Consider the following 18,575-nt stretch of genomic DNA (forward strand, 5'->3'; position numbering starts at 1 on the left):
CGGTTACTCCTCGCCGAAGCGATCGACGAGATGGGAATTGACGCCGTCGGCATCAAGTCGGCGTGCCACTAGATAGCCCGCACCCATCCAGGCTCGTCGCGTCCAGTTGCCGAACGACACTCGGGTTCCCGGCGCCCCAGATGCGGCCGGCATCATCTTGACGCGCTCGAGTGCCTCCTTGACGCCCCGCGGGCTTAACGGGTGGGCGTCGGCGAGCGCGCGCAGCAGCGTGTAGGCGACGTCCCTATTGACCACGGGCACACACCATTCCGGTCGCCGGCCGTACGCGACGTGGTACTCGTCGAGGAAATTCTGCCCGACCGTATTGCCCTCGTCGTATTGGTCGACGCCGGTCCAGCCCATGAACGCGCTCCACATGATCGGGTTGAGCCAGGCGTTCTGGAAGGCGGTGCCGCAGAACCGGGGCGGATCCCACCCCAGCGCCGCTAACGCCGGATTGACGAATACCACCCCGAAGCCGAAGCCGCAGTGCACGATGGCCTGTGCCTTGGCGTCGTGCAGCGCGGTGACGGCGGCGGTGACGTCGCCGGCGGTCTGCGCGATCGACGCTTCAGCGACCACGCGAATTCCCCTGCGCTTGGCGGCTTCCCGGAAGTTCTTGAGATATGTCTCGCCTACCAGCGACTGCTCCACCAGTACGCCGACTTCGGTGTGTCCGCCCTTGGCCATCAGGTCGAACCAGAAGATCGGCTCGTCGGTGTGTGAGCCCATCGGGAAGGCGAAGACCCATTCACCCAGCGCTCCGTCGGATCCCGTGACGCTGATGCAGGGAACCTTGAAACGCTCCTCGATGGCTTCTCGGGCCGGGATCACGTTGTCGCCGATGTTCGGGCCGAAAATGGCCAAACACCCCTCGTCACACAGTTCGCCATAGGCGTCGATGACTGCTTTGACCGATCCCTTGGGTAGGCCTTCGACTTCGCGGTAGATGATCTCGATCGGCCGGTCGATGAGACCCTGCTCGACACCTTTTTCGAAGACGAGGTCGAAAGGCTTTGTCAGATCTTCGAAGTACGTCTTGGGAAAGCCTTCGGGCAGCAGAAAGTCCATCAGGTAGCCGATTTTGATGGGCTCGGCCTTGCTTTCGTAACTCACTCGATCGCGCCTTACTTGGGTTGGTTCGGTACGCCCGGGTATAGCTGCTCGGTCGGGCCCGCAGTCACCCAGCCGCCCAGCTTCGTAATGAGATGGGGCGCAAACACCGCGCCATACACCAGGTGCCCGGCGACGACGGCGGCCGCGATCGAGAGCACCGACGACTGCAGCCGAGTTTTCGATCTCTTGTCGGCCCACATATCGATGACATTTCGTCCTTGCGCATCGGTGCGTCCGAGCAGATAGGTGAAGACCATCATCTGGATGCCCATCGCCAGCGAGTCGTAGAGCGGGTACTGGTGTTTGGTCCCCTCAAAGACCGCGAGGCCAGGGATCACGTAACCGTAGTAGAAGTTGCCGAGCTGGGCCCCCGTGTAGCCGTTGAAAAACCATGCCCAGCAGACACCGACGACGAGGCCGACCACGAGCAAGGTAATCGGCCTGCGCCAGTTGAACTTTGCGCTCAACCAGCATCCGAGGGCGGCCCCGGTGATGGCAGGAATGATGAAGTAGGAGACGTAGCCGATCGGCACCGCTAGAGGCAACCCGCCCCACGTCACGTTCAACGGCCACCAGGACGGCATGCGGGGCAGAGCGGGCGGAAACTGTGCGTACATCGCCCAGTCGTAGGGTGACTCGATCCACGAGAACGAGATCGCCGAGATGTCAAGAAGCAGCAGCGGGTGGATGCGGCGGCGACGGTAGCTCAGATAGATCCCGACAATCAGGAACGCGATGCTCGCGACGTAGGAAAAGTACTTGAGCCCCGGCCATCACCGGCGTCATCTCGGTGTTCACTGGCGTCCCTCGTCGCGTGGGGAGCGCCGGGCCTCAGGATCGAAGCGGAGTACCAGCCCGAATATCAGGACGATCAGCCCGAACAGCGTGCCAAGCATGATGACAGCGCCCATGGTGTCACCCTTTCGACGATGCGCTTCTTTAAGGTAGTGGATACTATCTTATCTGGATAGTGGATACTATCCCGACAACGAGCCGTTGCGACAGGAGTGGACGTCGGTGCCCCAGCGAGCAACTAAGCGGCAGATACCGGCCACGGCGGTGCGACGGCCCCGCGGGGAGCCGCGCCGGCTGCTGCTCGACGCCGCCCGAGAGCTTTTCGCCGGCCAGGACTATCGCAGTACCACGACACGCGAAATCGCCCAGGCCGCCGGCGTCACCGAACACCTGCTGTTCCGCAACTTCGGTTCGAAGGCCGCGTTGTTCCGAGAGGCACTCGTTTTGCCCTTCGTGAGCTTCGTCGACGAATTCGGCCGAACCTGGCAGTCGCTGGTGCCCGAGGAGACCGACGAACAGGAGCTCACTCGGCTTTTCGTCTCGCAGCTCTACGACGTGTTCGTCGAACATCAGGGTCTGTTGTTGACCCTGATGGCGGCCGAGAGTCTCAGCGCCGAGGAAAAGGCGGACGCCGGCATCGCCGAGATCCGCCGGGCGGTCACGGTGCTGGGCCAAATCAGCGTCGAGGGAATGCAATTACGGGGATTACAGTCCGACCACCCAGACCTACCGGCCCACTCAACGGTGTCGATGATCGCGGGAATGGCTGCGCTGCGTTCGACTTACTTCGGGGACAAACCACCGCCGCGAGAGGTGATCGTCGAGGAACTCGTTCAAGCCCTCTTGCACGGCTTCTTACACCGCAACGACTGAGTTAGGGATCCGACCATGACAAGCCCCAGTGCCGTTGAGTTGTATTACGACCCATTCGATGTCGACATCGACTCGAACCCGTATCCGGTATGGAAGCGGATGCGTGAAGAAGCGCCGCTGTACCACAACGACAAGTACAACTTCTACGCGCTGAGTCGATACGAGGACGTGGTGCGCGAATTGCCGAACTGGGAGACCTACCGGTCCGGCCGCGGGACCACCGCCGACATCCTGTTCGCGAATATCGAAGTGCCGCCCGGCATTCTGCTCTTCGAAGATCCTCCGCTGCACGATCTGCACCGCAAACTGCTGTCCCGTGTCTTCACGCCGCGGCGCATGCTCGCGGTCGAGTCCATGGTGCGCGGGTTCTGTATCCGCGAGCTCGATCCGTTGGTCGGCGCGAGTGGCTTCGATTTCATCGCCGACCTCGGCGCGATGATGCCGATGCGGACCATCGGGTATCTCCTAGGCATCCCCGAAGAGGATCAAGAAAAGATCCGGGACCGCAGCGTCGCCAACATCGAACTGCCCAAGGGCAGCGATCCCGCTGCGGTCGATGCGAATGTTTTCGCCAGCTCCATTGCCATGTTCGCCGAATACATCGAATGGCGCGCCAGTCATCCGTCCGACGACCTGATGACCGAACTGTTGCGGGCCGAGATCGACGAGCCGGACGGCACCCGGCGCCCCCTGTCGCGGACCGAGGTGCTGTCCTACACCGCAATGATCGCCGGTGCCGGTAACGAAACCACCGCTCGCTTAATCGGTTTCATGGGACAGTTGCTGTCGGATCACCCCGATCAACGCCGCGAACTTGCGGCGGACCCGTCGCTGATCCCCGGCGCGATCGAGGAGACACTGCGCTACGAGCCGCCGTCACCGGTGCAGGCCCGCTACGTCGCGCGCGATGCCGAGCTCTACGGCCGTCGCATTCCCGAAGGATCGTTCATGCTGCTGCTGAACGCCTCCGCCAACCGCGACGAAAGCCATTTCCCAGATCCGGACCGCTACGACATCCACCGTCGCGGCGCTCATCTCAGCTTCGGGCAGGGCCTGCATTTCTGCTTGGGCTCGGCGCTGGCCCGGTTGGAAGCCCGGGTGGCCTTCGAAGAGGTCCTCAAACGCTGGCCCGACTGGGAAGTCGACTATGCCAACGCCCAACGGGCGCACACTGCGAGCGTGCGTGGGTGGGCGCGCTTGCCTGTTCTCGTGGGGTGATGCCCCTGCTCGTGGCGTCAGGCGCTGGCCGGACGCAACATGCCCGAGGCGAGGGCCGCCAACGCCATCCACCCGGCCGCGTAGCCGAAGGCGATGGCCGGTGAGGCAACGGTATAGAGCACACCCGCGACGACGGTCGCTATCACGTCGCCGGTTGCCTGGACCGCGCCCAGCACGCCGAACCCGCTACCACGCAGGCGATCTGGCAGCAGCTGGGACACGACGGCCGATTGGGTCGGCTCGGCGAGCCCGGTGCCCGCGCCGGCCAGCGCGAAGCCCAGTGCGATGACGACCGCATTGTGTGTCTCGGCCGCGAATACCAAGTAGCCGATCACGTAGACGGCAGCGCCGGTGGCGAATACCGCGCGGGGTCCGGTCCGGTCGTACCAGCGGCCCGCGGCCAGCGACGCCACTGTCGCGACCGCGTTGTGGCCCGCATAGATCAGGATCGCCAGCGAAGTCGCCGCGGTCACCGTCCGCTCGGGCGAGGTGAGGAGCTGGGTGGAGCGCAGGATCAACAGCGTCGTTGCGATATTGCCGAATTCGAACAGCGCCACCGGGAGCAGGGCCCGCAGCATGCCGGCGTCGCGCAGCGCTGCGAACTCTAACCGCCGTCTGACCGCCGGGCCGCCGGCCAGGTGGTGGCGACGGGCTTCGCGGGCTGCTATCAGGATCGCCACGGCGGCGAAGAGACCCGGAATCACCGCCAGGCACAGGGCGGGCCGAATGCCCACCCAGGCCACCAGCCCGGCCGCAAGCAGCGGGCCCACCACCGCGCCGAGGTTGTCGCCGGCCCGTTCGAGCCCGAATGTCCTGCCGCGCGCCCACTCTGGGCTCAGGGACGACAGCAGGGCGTCGCGCGACGGCGACCGCACGCCCCGCGACATCCAAGCCAGCGCACGGAGCACGCCGACCTGCCAGACCGTTGCGGCTAGGCCGATCGCTCCCGTCGCCGCTGCCGTAGCCAGGTAGCCGCCGGACGCGATCCGTCCGCGACGTTCGGGGTCGTTCGCGAGCGGTCCGCCGACCAGCTTCATCACACCGATCAGCGCGTCACTGACCCCGTCGACCACACCGAGGGCCGCGGCGGATGCTCCTAGCGTCCCGGTGAGAAACGTGGGCAAAACCGAGGTGGTCACCTCGTGGCTCGCGTCGGAGAAAAAGCTCGTCGCCCCAACGGCCCCGACGCCGCGAGTCAGCCACTTGCGGTCGCCATCCGATTCGACGGTCATGGCAGGGGGCTCACCACGGATTGTGCCCTTACGGTTCTACTGCTCGGGCTCGCCAGTGCTCTGATCGACGAGAACCGCGCCGCCGGGCTGGTTTCCGAGTGTCTGCAACGAAATGTCTTCGTCTTGCACAGTGAGACGAATGATCTGGGCTAATTGCCGGGGAGCGTCGCACTGAACGTAGTGATCGGCGTCCGGCACCACCCAGTAGCGGTTTCGGCCGGGCTTGCTTTTGAGGTAGGTCAGCCAGACGTGGTTAGGGACCCGCAGCGGCGCGACGTTGTCGTGCAGGCCCCAAACCATCGTGGTGTTCACCTGGCTGCTGGAAAGCGCTTCAAGCCAATTGGTTTCGTCCGCAGCGCGCTCGTGCAGATACTGGATGGTGTCCGGCAGTACCCGGATTCCGTCGTTGTGCGCAAAGCACTTGGCCAGCGCCGCGATTTCGGGATCGGTCAGTTTCCTTCTCGGCATGAAGGTGCTGGCCCCCATGCCGGCGGCCAGGGTCTCGGGCGTGGTCGCCGCGGCGGTGGCGCGCCCCGTTTCCGGGTCGAGCAGTGCGGTTTGGAACAGCGTGAGGTTCGCCAGCGGAAGGTAGATGTTCGCGTTCGTCAGGATGAGGTCGAGAGGTACCACCGGCGGATCCAGTGCCGCCAACATGTCGAGCGCGATCATGCCGACACTGCTGCCGCGATCGTGGGTGAGGATTCGAAATTCGCTCAGCTTCCACACGTCGGTGATGGCGTGCACGAGTAGCCGCGCATCGTCGTACAACGAATAGGTGTAGGGCTCCGGTGGTTTGTCGGACAATCCGTAGCCCGGAAAGTCCAACATGTACATGTCGAAATCGGAGCTCAGCTCATGCGCCAGATCGAAATAGTCCATGCTCGACGTCGGAAAGCCGTGGACGAGCACGAGCGGCGGGGCTTCGGGTATGCCGAAGCGGCGACTGAACACCCGCAGTTCCTGCCCATCGTTGGCAGCAGTGGTCGACCGCCAGCGAAGTTCGGTACCACCCTTTTGCCACTCCGCGAAGATGTCCAAGCTGCAAGCATCCCAGAGGGGATCGTGGTTAGACAACCGGTGCTTGGCCGAGGGCGTGTTCAAGGGCAGGTCACGTGTATGCCGAATGTGACTTGTCGCATACCGGTTTGGCCCGGCATCGTCCCCTGGCCGCTGCCGGTGATCGTGTAACTCTTGCCGTCTTTGGTTACCTGCACGTGGTTGGCGGGCTGGGTCGGTTGATAGGGCAACTGGTACTGGCCGTTTCCCACCTTGAGTGAAATCGAAATACCGTCAACGCTTGGCGGCGTTTCGTCCGACAACGACAATGACACCGCCGCCGAATCGTCGTGAACGCCGATGCGCGTAGTCAGATCCCCCGACTCCGGTGGAGTGGCGTGCGGTGCCGAGGCGGTGGTGGTGCAGTCGACTTTTGCGGTGATCGTATGGCTGTGCTGATCGAGCATGACGGTCGTGTGCGTGAGAACCGGAGGTGAGCTGGCCGGAGACGCGGGTCCGCCGCCCTTGCTGGAACACGCCGACAAACCGACCAATACGACCACGCCGAACCCGGCAACACGGCGGCTGATTCCCCGCCGAGCGTCGGGATTCGTCATCGCAAGCCCTTCTCGAACGTCGCCAGTCGTTCCTACGCTACGGCCAGGCCTCCCAATTGATCATCGTTCGCAGCGGACCGGCGAATACGGGTCGCACCGCTCGTGATCGCCAGCGTTCTTCGACGAGCGGGGCCAGGGCGGCTGTCGTGGTGAGTGGGTCGCCGTCGAGGTAAACGACGGTGATGTATTGATGATCGTTTCGCCATCCGCGGGGTATGTGGCTCCAGCCGGCGCTCGAACCGAATGTCCATGCGCCCGCCGTGCCCGGGGTGGCGAGCAGGGCTGGGAAGTGTTCGGCGTGTAGCCATTGCAGCCAGTCGTTGGAGCGGCCGTCGGTGGGCTCTTCGACGATCAGCAGGATGCCGCGGTGCGGCCGAAACGGCACCACCTCAGGGGAAATGAGGGCGTGCGGTGAACAGTGCCACTGCAGCAGGCGCAGCCCCGCGATTTGCAGTAGCGGCCGCGCGACGGGAAAGCGACCGTTGTCCCGCAATGTGCGCCCTAATGCCACGAAGTCGTCGAAGGTCTCTTCAACGGGGTCGCTGACCAGATAGTGCACCACGTTGCCAACCTCGCCGAGCGGCCCGTGAGCCGCTAAACGGTGGTGGAGGTAGTCGCCGTCCGCGATCCAACGCAGCCCGTGCACGATGCCCACGAGTTGATATTGCTCTGGCATGTGATCGAGCAGGTGCCAACGCAGATAACCGCTTTCATCGTCGGCCGGTGCGGTGAGGCTGAAAATGCCTGCCCTGACCCGGATCACGCGGGGCCGCCCGGGGGGTGAAGCTCGGCAAGAGCGTGCAGGTTCTCCAGGTATTGCTGCAGCGAGTCATGCCTGAACCAGGCGCTGACGATGGTGGCGCCGTGCGCGGCGGTATCGGCGAGCAGTTCGCGGGTGCGGTCGGGATTGTTGATCGGGTCCAGTGGCGCCGGCGGCGGCAACACCACCTCGAAGCCTGCCGGAAGTTCGAAGCGACCCAACCACTCTCGGGCCTGTTGCAGCGTCACGTTGAAGGGAGCCCAGCCGTCGGCCAGGGTTACGGCCCGGCGCAACGATCGCTGCGTGCGTCCGCCGATCCAGATCGGGACGTGACCCTGGACGGCGCACGGGTCGACGACCATGCCGTCGAACGAATAGAACTCGCCATGGTAGGCGGGTTTGGGAACCGACAAGGACGCGCGCAATGCGCGCAGTGCATCGTCGCCGCGAGGTCCGCGGTCGTCGAAAGGAGCTCCGAGAAGGTCGAATTCTTCTTTGAGGCTGCCGACGCCGACGCCGAGAATCAGCCGCCCATTGCTGACTTTATCCAACGTGCCGTAGCGCTTGGCGATTTCCAGCGGGTGGTGGTAAGCGAGCACTAACACGTTGGTAGCCAACCGTATTCGCTGTGTGCGCGCAGCCAGATAGCCCAACGTCGCCAGCGGGTCCCAGTAACTCATGCCCCGTCGCTGGTGTTCTATTGCGGGCAGCGCGACGTGCTCGCTGCAGGTCAGGTGGTAGTAGCCGAGCCGGTCTGCGGCTTCGGCGATTTGAGTCAGCTCCTCGATCGAGGCGTCCCGCTCCCAGTCGGCACTGAGTTGGGGCATCGTGATCACTACCGGTGTGGACACCGACAACTTTGCGCGCGGCGTGTTCATCCCTGCATGTACCCTCCGGCGTCGACAGGGATCGATTGCCCTGTGATGGTTCGGCTCTCGTCGCTGGCCAAGAACAATGCCAAGTTGGCCACGTCGTCGGGAGACGAAATATCACGCAACGCGACGTCTTTGAGGGACTTCGCCCGCACGGTCGCGACCTCGACACCCTGCTCGTCGGCCGTCCGCTGTAACCAATTGCGATATAGGTCAGTGTCGATAGCACCCGGCACGATGCAATTGCAGCGGATGCCGTGCGGACCGACCTCGAGTGCGACGGACTTGGTGAAGGCACGCAGCGACGCCTTCGCGGTGACGTAGTGGGTTTTGCGGACGATGCCGTGGTAACCGGCCGTGGAGGAGAAGTTCAGGATGACACCGGCGCGGCGTTGCAGCATCGACTGGTTGAGCACTTCGCGAGTGCACAGCATCGCGGCGGTGAGGTCGATGGCGATTGTTGCGTTCCAGTTGTCGAGCGTCTGCTCCCAGATCCACCGGTCCTGTCCTGGTGCGGCTGCGTTGTTGCACAGGATGTCGACGTGGCCGAACTCCGTGACCGCCCGTGCCACCATGGCGGCGACGTCGTCCTCGTTGGTGACGTCGGCTCGCATCGCGATGGCGCCGGCCCCGGCCGCTGCCGCCGCGTCGTGGACTAGCTCCTCGCGCCGGGCCGCTAGTAGTACCCGCGCACCTTCGCGGACGAACACCGCGCCCAGAACCGGCCCCAGGCCACTGCTGGCCCCGGTGATAATCGCCACCTTGCCCGCTAACCGGCCAGTCATTGGGCAAATATTACATAGCAGATTCTTTGATTTAGGCGGCCCGATAGCGGGTAGATTTTAACAATGCTCGAATTCATCTTTATCAACGCTCGAATCTGAATGGGGGATTGACATCTTGGTAGCCAAGGGGGATCAGGTCGCAACGATGGCTGGAGCTCGCCGCACTTATGGCGAGCTCGATCGCGACGAGGTGGTAGTCGCCTTGCGCAATCTGGCGCGCCGCGTGGGCGTGCAGCGCGTCACGATGCGCGAGCTCGCCGCCGAACTCGGCGCCGCCGTGCCCTCGGTGTATTACCACGTCCCCAGTAAGCAAGCGGCGCTTGAGCTGGTTGCCGAGTCAATACTCGCGGAAGTCCCGATGCCGGACAATGGACCGTGGATGACCAGACTCATCGAGCTATATTGTGCTGCAAGGGAATTGATCCTCGGTGTGCCAGGTGTCGCTAGCATCCTGCAAACCAGTACCGGGAACGAGCCCGCTCGCCGGCTCGATCGGCACAGCCGCTCGCTGCTGGCCGAGGCGGGACTCGCGAAAGCCACTGCGGCTGCGGCCCACACCGTCTTGTACACGTACCTACTGGGTTCGATAGCGCTGGAGGAAACACGCTCCGCTGAGGCCGCGCCCCGCGCCAGGCGCCAGATGGCGGCACACTTTCGCGCCGGGCTGGATGTGATCGTCGCCGGAATCACGACGTCCTCGAAAGGGGGATGACTGAGGCGATGAGCATTCCCAAGCCCAATGTGCTGGGGTCGCTGATCGTCGAGAACCAGCAGACCGCATCCGATCGCGATGCCGCGGCGGTGCTGGACCCCGATACTTTTGTCACGGGCGCCCCGTTCGATGCGTTGACCCGGCTGCGGGCCGGTTCACCGGTGCATCCGGTGCAATTGCCCGGCCTGCCCAGAGCATGGCTGCTGACCAAGCATGCCGACGTTCGGCTCGTCAGCCGTGACACCGACACCTTCACCAGTAGCCAGGGCAACACCTTGGTCGAGGTCGAGGCGGGACCGAATTCGGCACTGCTGCCCGGTATCGATCCACCTCGTCACGTCCTCTACCGCAAGCTGATCAACCAAGGCTTCACCGTCCGCAATGTGCAGCGTCTGGAACCGCAAATGCGCAAAGTCGCCCGCGACATCGTCGCCGACATCACCACCAAGGGTGAATTCGACGCCGTGACAGACATTTCCGCGGAGTTATCACTGCAGGTGATCGCCGATGTGCTCGGGGTGCCCGCCGAAGACCGAATGGACGTTTTCCGGTGGAGTAACGCCATCGGAAGCCTGGGCATCGAAGACCCCGACTACGCTCCGACCCCGGAGGCCCTCGGACAAGCCGCAGCTGAAATATTCACCTACTGTGGCGAATTGGTGGCACACCGGCGCAAGTACGGGCTCACCGACGACATCTTATCGGCACTGCTGGCTGCAGAGGTGGACGGCGAAAAGCTCAACCGGGACCAATTGAACGAGTTCTTCCTGCTGCTGGCAATTGCGGGCAATGAAACCACCCGAAATACGCTGAGCCATGGCATTTTGGCGCTATCCGAGCACCCAGAGCAGCAGGCCCTGCTGAACCGCGATCCAGAAGCCGTCAAGCCCGCGGTCGAGGAACTGCTGCGGTGGGCAACGCCGGTCATGCATTTTCGTCGTACCGTCACCAGTGACGTCGAAATCCGTGGGCAGCACATCCCCGCAGGTGACTGGGTGCTGCTGCATTACTTGTCGGCCAATCGCGACGAGGAGGTGTTCGACCGGGCCGACGAATTCGACGTCACTCGCCCCGACGCAGATCACGCCGCATTCGGCGGCGGGGGAGTGCACTTCTGTCTGGGTGCTCAGCTGGCCCGTCTGGAACTGCGGGTCATGCTCGAGGAGCTCTACTTAAACGTGCCGGCGCTGACGGTCACTGGGCCGCCCGACCGGCTGCGCTCATCGTTCTTTCATGGGATCAAACGCCTGCCCTGCAGCACCGATTGACTTACGTTGCGCGGCAAGTGTTTCGAGCCAGACGTGAATTCGCTCGGCCACGGCGACCCAACCAGGATCGAGCATCACGTCATGGCTCATTTTGGGGAAGAACTCGGCCTCGGTCCGGTATGCCGCCGCGGTGGAAAGGACTTCCTTTTGGGTGAAGCAGGCGTCGTCCTCGGCTCCGAGAACTAACAGCGGGGTGGTGACGAGGTGCGGTTTGGGCAGGTTCACCCACAACATATCGATCGCGATTCTCGCGGCATACTCTTCGCACAGCAGCGCGGTGTAGCGCGCCACATCGGCGTCGGAATTCGATGCGGAGAAGAAGGCTTCGCGAGCCAATTCGGGCGTACCGCCGATACCGCGCAGTGACCTCATTCTGGTCAGCGTCGATACGGTGAGCCACGGGTGCCGTTTGAACCTGCCCAGCAAGAATCCGGTAATCCCGCTCGGCGGCACGGAGGCGAGCAGCACGGCGGCGGGTGCGTCGTGCGATTCCAGGTACTTCTGCACCACGAAGCCACCCATGAAGTGGCCGATCAGGACCGGCGGCTCGGGAAGTCTTCTTGCCACTGAATCGACGTCGTCAACGAAGTCCGCTGTCGAACACAACCGCGGGAACTTTGGTGCGGTGCTGTTTCCGTGGCCGCGAAGGCTCAACGCCAGCGCCCGATAGCCCTTTTCGGCGAAGAAGTCCAAGAAGTATTCGTCGTAGCACCAGGCTCCGTGCCAGGCACCGTGCACGAAGAGCAACGGTGCTTTGCCGGACTCGCGTTGCGGTGTTCTCTCGATCACTTCGAGCATGCGGCTGACTCCTTTGTCGCGCTCCGACACTAGCTTCTTGGCCACCGTCGACGAGGGAAAAGGACGATACTGTTGGGGCACCGCCGAACCCAAGGAAGTGTCGAACGTGCCGGTGGATTCATGCGAGCAGCGCACGCTGGTCTTGACGGCGTTTCCCGTCGAGGCCGAGGCGGTGCTGTCCCATACCGTGCTGGACTGCGACCCGGTAGTGGTCGCTGACCGCCGGCATTTCTACCTTGGCTCGATCCGCGGCCAGAAGGTCATCGTGGCGATGACCGGTATCGGTGCGGTGAACGCGGCGGAAAGCACTGAGACCGCGTTGGCTCGTTTCTCGGATACCGTTGGCGCAGTGGTCTTTTCGGGTGTGGCCGGCGGTGCCGGGCGGACAGGCATTGCCGACGTGGCCGTGCCGGCGCGCTGGACGCTGGACAACGGTGCGGCATTCCATCCGGTCGATGCTGTCATGCTCGCGGTGGCCGAACAGCTCTCCGTCGCACTGGACCACGCCAGAGGGATGGTGCACCTGCCGTTGCTGCAGGTCGGCGGTGACGGCTGCACATACGACAACAACAACGGTCAGGCGTTCCCGTGCATCCCCAACGGCGGCGGGGTGTTCGGCTGCCAGCCTCGGACCGCTCCCGATCGCTCGCGTTTCTACACCGGCAACCTCTTTCGGGCAGCGTGGCCGTGGCTGCGACACGGGCTGATCAGTAACGCGAAGATCGTATCGGCGGCGGACCCGGCCTTCGTCGCGACGGACAACGAGACAGCGGCGGCGCAGGCCGTCGCCGATGCGCACGGCATTCCGTTCCTTGGTATCCGCGGCATCTCGGACGGCCCGGGGGATCCGCTTCGGCTGCCCGGCTTCCCGTTTCAGTTCTTCGTCTACAAGAAGGTCGCCGCGACCAACGCCGCGCGCGTGACGGCCGCCTTCCTGCAGAGCTGGCCCGCGGGCTGACTATTCGGGACCGCGCGCCACCGGGTGACTCGGATCCGAAGACCACTCCGACCACGACCCGGGATACAGCGCCGCCTCGCAACCCATCGCCGTGAGCGCCGCGATGTCGATGGCGGCGGTAACGCCGGAGCCGCAGTAGGCGCCCAACGGACCGGTGCGGTCGATGCCCCGGTCGGACAGCTGCTGGGCAAGAGCCAATTCGCCGAGAAACGTGCCGTCGGCCGCCAACACCGAGCCACTCGGCAGATTCCGCGCGCCAGGGATGTGCCCGGCGACGGCGTCGACAGGTTCGGTGTCGCCGCTGTAGCGGTCGGGTGCGCGTGCATCGAGCAGCGTCACGGCGCCCGCGCCGGCTTGTTCGGCCGTTAGGGTGGGTCGAGCCCCGGCATACAAATCATCATGCGGCACAGTCACATTCCCCGCCTGCGGGGTGACCGGACCCGTCTCGAGGTCTTGCCCGGCCGACTGCCACGCACCCAGGCCGCCGTCCAGGATGCGGACGTTGGGAAGCCCGGCCGCGGTCAATACCCACCATGCTCGCGCGGACCCGGCCCGATTCCAGTCGTCGTAGACCACAACCGGCGAGTCCTGCTGGATGCCCCAGCGGTGTGCCGCGGCCTGAAGGCTTGGCCCCGAGGGCAATGGGTGACGGCCCCGCCCGGTGACGGTGTGATCGCTGAGTTCCTCGTCGAGTGACACGTACACCGCGCCGGGAAGGTGGCCCTGCTCGTAAGCCGCACGCCCGTCAGGCTTGTCGAGTCGCCAACGCACATCCAATACGGTCAGCGGGTCGCCGGCCTCGATAAGGTCGGCTAGCTCCGTAGCGGTGATCAGCACCTGGTCGCGGGCTTCCACGATCCACCTCCTTGTTGTCTGTCACGAGCCTAGCCGTCGGTTGAAAAGCATTTGCGCTCAGCAAAGTGCGGCGTAAGGTCCCGATCATCACCGGGGGCGACGGGAGCCGACATGGGCAACATCTATCGGGTTGCAGTCGCGGCGGGCCTCGCCCTCGCCGTCATGACGGCGACGCCGGCCGGGGCGATGCCAAACACCCAGTGCCCGCTGGCGACACCCGTGCGGGAAGTGCGCAGCATCTCCGAATTGCCACCCGAGCTGGTCAAACTGTTGCCGCCGATCGCCGACATCGGCGCACCGTTCAACACGACGGATTCGGTGAACGACCCGACGCTGCCCTTCCGGCGCCTGATCCGTGCCGGCAATCGGGACGCCGACTGGTTCGTTTGGTACGAGCACGGCGGTGTGGGCTATTTCTGGCAAGCGGTGGTGGCGCGCGTCCTGCCCGGCAACCAGCCGAAGGTGTTAGCAAACGCGGGAACCATCACCGACACGCTGTGCATCCTGACCGATGGCGCCTTTGCCGGCCACGTTCCGCCCTATCCGGCGGGTTCCTGGGCGGCTTCGGACTTCTAAGCGCTATGCGGTGTGCTCGGAATCGTTGCCCGGGCCGGCAATTACCGGTCCCAACGTCGCCAGCATGCCGGCGGCGGCCCGCTGCCAGGTGAAGTTCTCGGCTCGGCGCCGCGCGCAGGTCCGGCGGTGATATTCGGGCAGGCTGATGACGGTGCCGACTGCCCGGGCGATCGCCTCCGGGTGGTTGTCGGCCGAGGCGCCGCTGTCCGGCGTGATGATCTCGGTCAGCGCCGAGGTGCGGGAGACCACCGCCGGCGTCCCGCAGGCCAGCGATTCCAGCGCGGCCAACCCGAATGTCTCGTGCGGCCCCGGCGCCAGCGTGACATCCGCGGAGGCCAGCAGGCCGGCGACGGTATCCCGGTTGGAGATGAAGCCGGTGAAATCGATCGGCAGCCCGGTGGCCTGTCGTTGCAGCTTGGCTCGCATCGGTCCCTCGCCCATGACGACGAGTCGGGCGTCGACGCCGAAATCGCACAATGCGGCCAACGCGTCGATGCTGCGGTCGGCTCGCTTCTCCACCGACAACCGGCCGCAGTGCACTAGTAGGAGCTGCTTGGGTGTGGCCCATTTGCGGCGAACTAGCGGAGAGTGCCGACTCGGATGAAACGTCTTCAGGTCCACGCCCAGGGGCACCGTGACGACGTTGGTCGCGCCGATGCGGTCGAATTCCTCGCGTGCGAATCCGGTGGTACACACCACGGTGTCATAGTCAGCGGCGGTGCGGCCGTTGGCGAAGTCGGCGAGGCTACGCGCCGGCCGGCGCGGAAGTACTTGGCCGGCAAGGCGATCCAGACGTTCGTGCGAGATCATCACTGTGGTGGCGCCGTGTTCGCGGCCCCATCGCCCTAGCGATCTCAGCGTGAGCCGGTCGGAAACCTCCAGCGCATCTGGTTGCAGTGCTTCCAGCAGCGCCTTGACGGGACCCGGCATCACTGCGCGGTAACCGCCGGTGAAGGGAATTAGCCAGGCGGGCATAGTGATTCGCACCACACCCGTCGGCAGCTGGGTACGCTCTGAGCGCGGACCGGGAACGATCAAGAACACTTCGTGCCCGTTGGCGCTGTATTCCGCGCCCAATCGATCCACCGCGGTACGAAGACCGCCGGACCGAGGGCCATAGAAGTTGGCGACCTGTACAACGCGCATACGCTGAGGACACGCGGCGCTTGTGTGCACTCAACAATGCAGGCCTGTCGCGTGCCTTAACACTCCATGAATTCCGCTGATTCTCGCCCGCCGAAGAGGCTGTGCGTTGAGGGATTTGAGCGTGCGGCTAGTGCGGCGACACGCCGGGCGCTGCCGCCCAGGACACACTCAGCGCTTGCCCCAATCCCAGGGCGGCGTGGTCAGCAGGCCCTGGCCGGTGATACGGGTTTCGCCCCAATCCTTGTAGAGCTCGATCTCGACGGCCCCGTCGGAATCGCCCTCGGCGACCGGCACGGTGTCGAGGAACTCCAGCAGCGACCGCGAGTGTGTGACGACCACAACCTGAGTCAGCGCGGCCGCGGCGCGGATCAGCGAGGCAAGCGGGCGTACCAAGTCGGGATGCAGCGAGGTCTCCGGCTCGTTGAGCACCATCAGCGACGGCACCTCCGGACTCAACAACGCGGCGGCCCACAGCAGGAATCGCAGTGTGCCATCAGATAATTCGGCCGCGCGCAATGGGCGCAGCATGCCGCGCTGGCGCAGTTGTAGGTCGAACAGCCCGTCATGAATGGCGACGGCGATGGTGGCGTCATCGAAGGCATCGGCGACGACACGGCTCAAGTCGTCGGACCCGGACTCGAGGATCGTTTGAATCGCCGCGGCCAGATCGCTGCCGTCGTCGGAGAGCACCGTGGTGCGGGTGCCCACCTGCGGGTGCCGGGCCAGCGCCCCGCTGTCGACGCGGAAACCGTCGTAGAATCGCCATCCACGCAACCGATCCCGTACGGCCGCGAGTTCTGGAAGCGCGTGCGGGTTGGCGTACTCGGCCAGCACGCTGCGGTACAACGGCAACGACCGGCACAGCTCGTCAAAACCGTTGCCCGAGCTGACGGCTTCGGCGAACACCCGCGATCGGCGCACCAGCGTCGTACTGCGCCGCAGCACCGGTCCGGCGAACAACACTTCCCGTTTGATCTCCGGATCCAGGACGAAAACCGACTTCCCGGCCGACTGCGGCATACCCAGGTCGACGAGATAGCCGAAATCATCTGCGGCAAAGCCCATTTCGAGTGATACCGGTCGGTTGCGAACGGTGCCCTCGGTTTTCCGCGTGCGGCGCGCGCCAGCCAGCTGCTCGGGCCCGGCCCACAGCACCGATTGCAGCCCTCCCTCACGGGCGAGCGACCCGATGACCTCGCCGCGACCGCAACCTGCCAATAGCCGCAGCGCGCGATAGAGCGACGACTTTCCGGCGCCGTTTGCGCCGGTGATGATCGACAGCCGGCCCAGCGGCAGGATGACCTCACGCAGTGACCGATACCCCCGAACAGCAATCGTCTGCAACATGCCGCCGACTGTACGGTCAGGCTCCGACGCGTTATCAGTTGTCGGCGGGGTCGAGCAGCTGCACCTCTTCGAGGTCCATCTCGGACTGCAACTCGCGCAGCACGATGTCGTCGATGACCTTTTGATTGCGCAGCGTGGTGATGGCCCGGCGCTTGTGCGAGAGCACCCCGAGGCGTACCCGCCGAACCAGGTCGTCGCGCTTGGTCAGCGCACCGGTCGAGGTGCCGTCCTCGCACTCCGTCACGAGCGCGGCGTGCTCGTCGTATTCTTTTTGCAATCGGCTCAGCATTCTCGGGCTGGCGCCGAGTTCACCGGCGACCAGCGGCAGCGCGTCAAGAGCAGCCTTGGCGCCGACACTGCGGGCCAGTTGGAGCTCCTCTTCGTACGCGGTGTCTTCGGGCAGGTGCGCCCAGCGCACGACGGCGGGCAGTGTGATGCCCTGGACCAGAACGGTCGTGAGAATGACGACGACAACGATGAAAATAATCAGGCTACGGTCGGGGAACGGCGCTCCGCTCAGCGTTGCCGCCGGGACGGCGAGCGCCGCGGCGAGCGACACGGCGCCGCGGAATCCGGCCCAGGCGGTCACGAAGCGCTGACGCCAGGAGATTCGGCGGGCCCGCTGTGCCTCACGACGGTCGATCAGGCGCAGCAGCAGCGTGGTGATTTCACCCCAGAAAATCCGGGACACGATGACGACACCGGTGACGGCAGCAGCGATGAACAGCGCGTGCCGAATTCCGCCGTCGACGCCGTTGATGCCGCGTACCGCGCCCGGGATCTGCACGCCGACGAACACCCATAGTGACCCGTTGATCAGGAATGTCGCCATCTCCCAGAACCCATAGGTCATCAGCCGGGAGCGCGCCCGGATCACCACCGGCCCGGCATAGGCGAGCACCAAGGCACTCACCAGGACCGCGACCACACCGCTGCACCCCATCGCCTGGGCCAGCAAGAATGCCGCGAACGGCGTCAGCAGGCTCATGGCTGTTTCTTCTTGCGGTGCATCGATCCGCTTGCGCGCCAGGGTCGCCAATCCGCCGACCAGCAGCCCGGCGGCGATGCCGCCGAGGTAGGAGGTGACGAACCGCAGCACCAGATCTCCCGGGCCGATTTCGGCTCCGCCCATCGCGACATGCACGGTCACGAAGAACAGCACCAGCGCCGTCCCGTCGTTGATGAGGCTCTCGGCGCGCAGCACGGTCAGCGTTCGGCGCGGCAACTTTTTCGCCAGGCCGGCCACGGCGGCGGCGTCGGTGGGGGACAGCACGGCACCCAACACCGCCGCGGCGTGGGGTTCCATGCCGAGCGCGCGTGCCGTCCACGACACGGCGACCGCGGTGACGATTACCAAGATGACGGACAGGAAGACGATGATGCGCAGGTTCGCCCGGACCTCGCGCAGGCTGGTGCCCAGGCCCTCCCAGTACAGGATCGCCGGCAAGAACAGCAGCAGGACGATCTCGCCATTGATGTGAACATGGCCGACGGCGGGGATCAGACCCAGCAGGGTGCCGAGAAAGATGAGCAGCACTGGCGGGCCCACGCGGTAGCGCCGGCCGAGCACCGTTCCGACGATGACGGCCGAGACGAGCGCAACAATGACTTCGAGCCCAAACACGTGCCCATCCTGCCGTACCGGATCGCG

At 64.8% G+C, this 18,575-nt stretch carries 18 protein-coding genes and 1 pseudogene; 6 read left to right on the forward strand and 13 right to left on the reverse strand.

Going from position 1 to position 18,575, the window contains the following annotated elements; genetic code table 11:
- Window positions 1-3: 3 nt before the first annotated feature.
- A complete protein-coding gene (locus H7K34_RS01210) occupies window positions 4-1,116 on the reverse strand; it encodes an ABC transporter substrate-binding protein (RefSeq protein WP_264058971.1) in 1,113 nt (370 codons plus the stop codon).
- 11 nt (window positions 1,117-1,127) lie between these two features.
- Window positions 1,128-1,914 (reverse strand): annotated as a pseudogene (locus H7K34_RS01215) (spirocyclase AveC family protein).
- Between the two features lie 219 nt (window positions 1,915-2,133).
- Between H7K34_RS01215 and H7K34_RS01220 the strand changes: the two are divergent.
- A complete protein-coding gene (locus tag H7K34_RS01220) occupies window positions 2,134-2,784 on the forward strand; it encodes a TetR/AcrR family transcriptional regulator (RefSeq protein ID WP_264058975.1) in 651 nt (216 codons plus the stop codon).
- 15 nt (window positions 2,785-2,799) lie between these two features.
- The gene (locus tag H7K34_RS01225; RefSeq protein ID WP_264058979.1) at window positions 2,800-4,002 is read left to right on the forward strand and encodes a cytochrome P450; all 1,203 of its coding nucleotides are present in this window, start codon (window positions 2,800-2,802) and stop codon (window positions 4,000-4,002) included.
- Between the two features lie 17 nt (window positions 4,003-4,019).
- On the opposite strand, the gene H7K34_RS01230 is transcribed toward H7K34_RS01225, so the two are convergent.
- Genes H7K34_RS01230 through H7K34_RS01255 form a run of 6 tightly spaced genes read right to left on the reverse strand, consistent with a single transcriptional unit; the run spans window position 4,020 to window position 9,264 of the window.
- Window positions 4,020-5,234 (reverse strand): MFS transporter, encoded by a 1,215-nt coding sequence (locus tag H7K34_RS01230; protein WP_264058980.1) that lies wholly within the window; start codon window positions 5,232-5,234, stop codon window positions 4,020-4,022.
- A 36-nt stretch (window positions 5,235-5,270) separates the two neighbouring features.
- Complete coding sequence (locus tag H7K34_RS01235; RefSeq protein ID WP_264058982.1) at window positions 5,271-6,272, reverse strand: alpha/beta fold hydrolase; 1,002 nt, start codon at window positions 6,270-6,272, stop codon at window positions 5,271-5,273.
- A 59-nt stretch (window positions 6,273-6,331) separates the two neighbouring features.
- On the reverse strand, window positions 6,332-6,847 hold the full coding sequence (locus H7K34_RS01240; protein ID WP_264058983.1) for a lipoprotein LpqH: 516 nt from the start codon (window positions 6,845-6,847) through the stop codon (window positions 6,332-6,334).
- Window positions 6,848-6,884: 37 nt separating this feature from the next.
- Window positions 6,885-7,607, reverse strand: a complete 723-nt coding sequence (locus tag H7K34_RS01245; RefSeq protein WP_308203177.1) for a hypothetical protein — start codon at window positions 7,605-7,607, stop codon at window positions 6,885-6,887.
- The gene (locus H7K34_RS01250; protein ID WP_264058986.1) at window positions 7,607-8,485 is read right to left on the reverse strand and encodes an LLM class F420-dependent oxidoreductase; all 879 of its coding nucleotides are present in this window, start codon (window positions 8,483-8,485) and stop codon (window positions 7,607-7,609) included. The genes H7K34_RS01245 and H7K34_RS01250 overlap by 1 nt, the downstream gene beginning before the upstream one ends.
- On the reverse strand, window positions 8,482-9,264 hold the full coding sequence (locus tag H7K34_RS01255; RefSeq protein WP_264058987.1) for an SDR family NAD(P)-dependent oxidoreductase: 783 nt from the start codon (window positions 9,262-9,264) through the stop codon (window positions 8,482-8,484). Before H7K34_RS01255 ends, H7K34_RS01250 begins: the two co-directional genes overlap by 4 nt.
- 145 nt (window positions 9,265-9,409) lie before the next feature.
- On the opposite strand from H7K34_RS01255, the gene H7K34_RS01260 reads away from it, so the two are divergent.
- Window positions 9,410-9,976, forward strand: a complete 567-nt coding sequence (locus H7K34_RS01260; RefSeq protein WP_264058988.1) for a TetR/AcrR family transcriptional regulator C-terminal domain-containing protein — start codon at window positions 9,410-9,412, stop codon at window positions 9,974-9,976.
- A gap of 8 nt (window positions 9,977-9,984) precedes the next feature.
- Window positions 9,985-11,244 (forward strand): cytochrome P450, encoded by a 1,260-nt coding sequence (locus tag H7K34_RS01265; protein ID WP_264058990.1) that lies wholly within the window; start codon window positions 9,985-9,987, stop codon window positions 11,242-11,244.
- On the opposite strand, the gene H7K34_RS01270 is transcribed toward H7K34_RS01265, so the two are convergent.
- Window positions 11,197-12,042 (reverse strand): alpha/beta hydrolase, encoded by an 846-nt coding sequence (locus tag H7K34_RS01270; RefSeq protein WP_264058993.1) that lies wholly within the window; start codon window positions 12,040-12,042, stop codon window positions 11,197-11,199. The two genes, H7K34_RS01265 and H7K34_RS01270, sit on opposite strands and share 48 nt — an antisense overlap.
- Here H7K34_RS01270 and H7K34_RS01275 point away from each other — a divergent pair.
- Window positions 12,041-13,000, forward strand: a complete 960-nt coding sequence (locus H7K34_RS01275; RefSeq protein WP_264058994.1) for a 5'-methylthioadenosine/S-adenosylhomocysteine nucleosidase family protein — start codon at window positions 12,041-12,043, stop codon at window positions 12,998-13,000. The genes H7K34_RS01270 and H7K34_RS01275 overlap by 2 nt on opposite strands.
- Here H7K34_RS01275 and H7K34_RS01280 read toward each other — a convergent pair whose 3' ends face one another.
- Window positions 13,001-13,855 carry a sulfurtransferase gene (locus tag H7K34_RS01280; RefSeq protein WP_264058996.1) on the reverse strand — a complete coding sequence of 285 codons (855 nt, stop codon included), beginning with the start codon at window positions 13,853-13,855 and terminating at the stop codon, window positions 13,001-13,003. It lies immediately after the preceding gene.
- Window positions 13,856-13,966: 111 nt separating this feature from the next.
- Between H7K34_RS01280 and H7K34_RS01285 the strand changes: the two genes are divergently transcribed.
- Window positions 13,967-14,431, forward strand: coding sequence for a hypothetical protein (locus H7K34_RS01285; RefSeq protein ID WP_264058998.1), 465 nt, complete (start codon window positions 13,967-13,969; stop codon window positions 14,429-14,431).
- Between the two features lie 3 nt (window positions 14,432-14,434).
- On the opposite strand, the gene H7K34_RS01290 is transcribed toward H7K34_RS01285, so the two are convergent.
- The 3 genes from H7K34_RS01290 to H7K34_RS01300 all read right to left on the reverse strand — a co-directional run bounded on the left by H7K34_RS01290 (window position 14,435) and on the right by H7K34_RS01300 (window position 18,548).
- Entirely contained in the window at window positions 14,435-15,577 is a 1,143-nt protein-coding gene (locus tag H7K34_RS01290) for a glycosyltransferase (RefSeq protein WP_264059000.1), read from the reverse strand.
- A gap of 168 nt (window positions 15,578-15,745) precedes the next feature.
- Window positions 15,746-16,924, reverse strand: coding sequence for an AAA family ATPase (locus H7K34_RS01295; protein ID WP_264059001.1), 1,179 nt, complete (start codon window positions 16,922-16,924; stop codon window positions 15,746-15,748).
- A 34-nt stretch (window positions 16,925-16,958) separates the two neighbouring features.
- A complete protein-coding gene (locus H7K34_RS01300; RefSeq protein WP_264059002.1) occupies window positions 16,959-18,548 on the reverse strand; it encodes a Na+/H+ antiporter in 1,590 nt (529 codons plus the stop codon).
- Between the last annotated feature and the right edge of the window lie 27 nt (window positions 18,549-18,575).

This window comes from Mycobacterium montefiorense (assembly GCF_025823255.1).
In the GTDB taxonomy this organism is placed as follows: Bacteria; Actinomycetota; Actinomycetes; order Mycobacteriales; family Mycobacteriaceae; genus Mycobacterium; species Mycobacterium montefiorense.

What these genes read in the sequence shown, in the direction of transcription:
- H7K34_RS01275 (WP_264058994.1), top strand. Translation starts at nt 12,041, where the DNA reads ATGCGGCTGACTCCTTTGTCGCGCTCCGACACTAGCTTCTTGGCCACC.
- H7K34_RS01290 (WP_264059000.1), bottom strand. Translation starts at nt 15,577, where the DNA reads ATGCGCGTTGTACAGGTCGCCAACTTCTATGGCCCTCGGTCCGGCGGT.
- H7K34_RS01265 (WP_264058990.1), top strand. Translation starts at nt 9,985, where the DNA reads ATGAGCATTCCCAAGCCCAATGTGCTGGGGTCGCTGATCGTCGAGAAC.
- H7K34_RS01270 (WP_264058993.1), bottom strand. Translation starts at nt 12,042, where the DNA reads ATGCTCGAAGTGATCGAGAGAACACCGCAACGCGAGTCCGGCAAAGCA.
- H7K34_RS01225 (WP_264058979.1), top strand. Translation starts at nt 2,800, where the DNA reads ATGACAAGCCCCAGTGCCGTTGAGTTGTATTACGACCCATTCGATGTC.
- H7K34_RS01250 (WP_264058986.1), bottom strand. Translation starts at nt 8,485, where the DNA reads ATGAACACGCCGCGCGCAAAGTTGTCGGTGTCCACACCGGTAGTGATC.
- H7K34_RS01295 (WP_264059001.1), bottom strand. Translation starts at nt 16,924, where the DNA reads ATGTTGCAGACGATTGCTGTTCGGGGGTATCGGTCACTGCGTGAGGTC.
- H7K34_RS01260 (WP_264058988.1), top strand. Translation starts at nt 9,410, where the DNA reads ATGGCTGGAGCTCGCCGCACTTATGGCGAGCTCGATCGCGACGAGGTG.
- H7K34_RS01255 (WP_264058987.1), bottom strand. Translation starts at nt 9,264, where the DNA reads ATGACTGGCCGGTTAGCGGGCAAGGTGGCGATTATCACCGGGGCCAGC.
- H7K34_RS01240 (WP_264058983.1), bottom strand. Translation starts at nt 6,847, where the DNA reads ATGACGAATCCCGACGCTCGGCGGGGAATCAGCCGCCGTGTTGCCGGG.
- H7K34_RS01230 (WP_264058980.1), bottom strand. Translation starts at nt 5,234, where the DNA reads ATGACCGTCGAATCGGATGGCGACCGCAAGTGGCTGACTCGCGGCGTC.
- H7K34_RS01285 (WP_264058998.1), top strand. Translation starts at nt 13,967, where the DNA reads ATGGGCAACATCTATCGGGTTGCAGTCGCGGCGGGCCTCGCCCTCGCC.